General features: G+C 37.5%; 3 protein-coding genes and 1 pseudogene. 2 read left to right on the forward strand and 2 right to left on the reverse strand.

The genetic code is table 11. The annotated features are described in order from the left end of the window. A pseudogene (locus tag DBR11_RS30030) lies at positions 1-287 on the reverse strand (hypothetical protein); the annotation flags it as partial. A 220-nt stretch (positions 288-507) separates the two neighbouring features. On the opposite strand from DBR11_RS30030, the gene DBR11_RS27590 reads away from it, so the two are divergent. Then, a complete protein-coding gene (locus tag DBR11_RS27590) occupies positions 508-1,284 on the forward strand; it encodes a hypothetical protein (protein WP_108555758.1) in 777 nt (258 codons plus the stop codon). 335 nt (positions 1,285-1,619) lie between these two features. On the opposite strand, the gene DBR11_RS27595 is transcribed toward DBR11_RS27590, so the two are convergent. Further along, on the reverse strand, positions 1,620-2,219 hold the full coding sequence (locus tag DBR11_RS27595; protein WP_108555759.1) for a contractile injection system tape measure protein: 600 nt from the start codon (positions 2,217-2,219) through the stop codon (positions 1,620-1,622). Positions 2,220-2,460: 241 nt separating this feature from the next. On the opposite strand from DBR11_RS27595, the gene DBR11_RS27600 reads away from it, so the two are divergent. Next, positions 2,461-2,838, forward strand: a complete 378-nt coding sequence (locus tag DBR11_RS27600) for a hypothetical protein (RefSeq protein ID WP_158275401.1) — start codon at positions 2,461-2,463, stop codon at positions 2,836-2,838. The last annotated feature ends 40 nt before the right edge of the window (positions 2,839-2,878 follow it).

Here is a 2,878-nt window from a genome sequence, read left to right on the forward strand (position 1 = left end):
TTTGTCTGTACATAAGGCGTGTCAGTTACCCCTTTTTTTACGCGCATTTTAGCGGTAAACTCCTGAAAATAATTGTTCCCGAAAGGGGATATCCCTGATTTTTTAAATTGTTTCACTAAATAGTCTGCAGCTTTATTATTTCCAGCAGTTCCTGGAAATCTTCCCTTCATTTTTGGAGAGGCCAGATACCATATATGATCTTTAATCTCTTTTTCTGTAATTGCAGATTGAGCCATCACGCAAGTGCTCATTGTGGTGCATAATGCAACCAAAAAAATCTTTTTCATTTGTGTGTTACCTACCAGCTTAGGTAAGTTTATTCTTTGCTTATGATCTTCTAAATTCATGTGTCGCAAATCTAGCATAAAAATCTATAGACAAGAAGTGCGCGCAATATGCGGGAAGTGTTTTTTGTTAATTCAAAAGAAATATCCTGTTGATACTGGATTTTAAATTGGTTAGTTATCACAAAAGAACTAAATTTGTTTACACACAAAACACATACAAATGAAAAAATTATACACTCTCTTGCCGCTTGCAGCATTGCTGTGGGCCAGCTCTTGTAAAAAAAAGGACATTGTAGCTGCGCCTGAACCCCCTGAAGTAATTGCAAAATCACGTTTCCTGCCCGACAGCACTTCTTTTACAATCAATGGAAAACGCTACACCAATGCATTAAGAGATCCTGCCGCCTCCAGATCTTATGGGAATAGAGGAGTCAATTTGCAACTGAGTCCTACCAATGGAGAATGGAGCATGAGTGGTGCGGCAAATAATTATTGGGTTGGAGTGGTTGACTCAGTACAATACTCATCAGCATCTACAACTTTGCTTGAACAGACTAGAGGGGCAATTATAGTTTCATTTATAAAAAATTATAAAAAGGCAAATGCGCTGAAATTTGGCTCTATGTACTGTCCCAGACCTGGAGATAAATTCTATACTTTGGGCGATTATCCCTATGCCATAGATTTTGAAAGGTTTGGTAAAGATGAAGGTGTCGCAATAAAATTATCGGTAAATAACGAACCATTGACTTCATATAGCCAATTATCAATAAATGCGAAATCAAAACTCACAGCAGAAAGCCAAAATGGCTCGAAATTCAAGATTCTAAAAATAGATGAGATTAAGGGAACTGATTTTATTGTTCTTGAGGCTGCATTTGAGGCTAACTTGTTTGATGAAAATGAAAAGTCTGTTAAAGTTACGGATGGTTTTTTTAGGATTACTACACCAAAAAACGGGGAAAGACTTGACTCTTTTACGCTTCTTTATTTATAAGAATAATCGAATTGTTTGGATTTTATAAATAAAAATGCCCTTGGATTTTGTCCAAAGGCATTTTTGTTAAAGCTATAGGGCTTTAAGCGTGATAACTACAGTGCTCTTGAGTCTGCGCAGTGGAGGGGGGAGCAGCGTGGGCACAAGCAGGATATTGAAATCGGTGCGGAGCAGAAAAAAGAAAAATAGCAATTGAAATGCTTACTGATGGAGAATCGTTAGAAAAGATTGCCAGATATTATAAACTTTCTATAGCTGAAATCCAAACACTGGTATAAGGTTAATTAAGATTGATATTTAAATGAGCTGTAGGAGAATTTGGATGTTGAGGCCAATTAATATGGCCAGTGCACATGAAGTGGTTTGGATGTCCATGGGTATTTAATGACAGAAAAGGCGAATGGTGATTTGCTAATTAAAATATCGTATATACGTCTTTCTACCCTGAGTTCCCACCTGTCTTCTTGTGCTCTGAGCAATCCATCTCTGATTAACCAACTTTCCCTGAATCCTTGAACAGAAGTATTGCCCATTGCTGGCCAATGTTCAATTACAGCTTGGATTAATCCGTTTATGAGGGTTTGACAATCTTCTGAAATCTCAGTTGTCTGATCTATTGCTGTGGATAGGGGCAGACCGCACACCAGGTTAAGTAGAGCTGAGGAGGGTGGTCTATCTATGGCGACTCCTGAAACTAAATAGTAAAGGCTGGCTACTGCTTGATGTTGGGATTGGGTACTGATGAATTTTCTGTTTTCGTCAATGAGTTTCAATCTTTCAAAAAGTGCTGGAAGGTAGTTGTTCAATAAAACGATTCCTGCGTATTGTACTGGAATACTTCCGTTGTCTGAGGATAAGTTGGCGTTTTGGGTTGAGGGCATAGGAATCTGGCTGGTATAAGCTAATTTAGAAATAATTTTGTAATCGCAACTCATTATAAAATTGTTCGCTGCTAACTGAAGACACCCAAAGAATTTGCAATCGAATCAAAAAGAATTAGTTTTGATGAAGAAGGCCGAAACTCCAGTCAATTCATTGCCGAGGTCTCGCCTAAATACTACTGATATTATGCCATTTCAAAAAATTACGCTACACATATTTCTATCCATCTCTTTATTCTTATCTTCATGCGCCCCAAACAGCGGCAAAATAATTCAATACGAATACAAAGGAACAGTGGTAACCAGAGTTAACAATTATCCTAATGACTATTTCTATTATGAAAAATTCGACAATACTAAAGATTTGCCTAAGGAATACATCCTTTCAAAATTCAGTGGACTCGATGGTCTGATGTCGGCGTTCCTTATATTCAAAAAGGATCAAACCGTAGAAATTATCCCCGTAGCTGATGACTTCAGCAAAATAGGTGGCAAGCCATCCCTGAAGCTTAATAATGAAATTGAAAATATCGACTTTATTCACTGGCGGGATAGTACTAGCAATAGTCTAGATAGTATAATAGAGCTTTCAGATGTGATTAAATCAGAGATCACCCGAAATAAAGCTGGCCACTCAAAAGTAAAATACGACAGATCCCTGCTTGAGGATTAAAGATTATTTATCTTTGCAAAGAGATGATTAAACAGCACAT

Source organism: Pedobacter sp. HMWF019, assembly GCF_003061025.1.
Classification (GTDB): Bacteria; Bacteroidota; Bacteroidia; order Sphingobacteriales; family Sphingobacteriaceae; genus Pedobacter.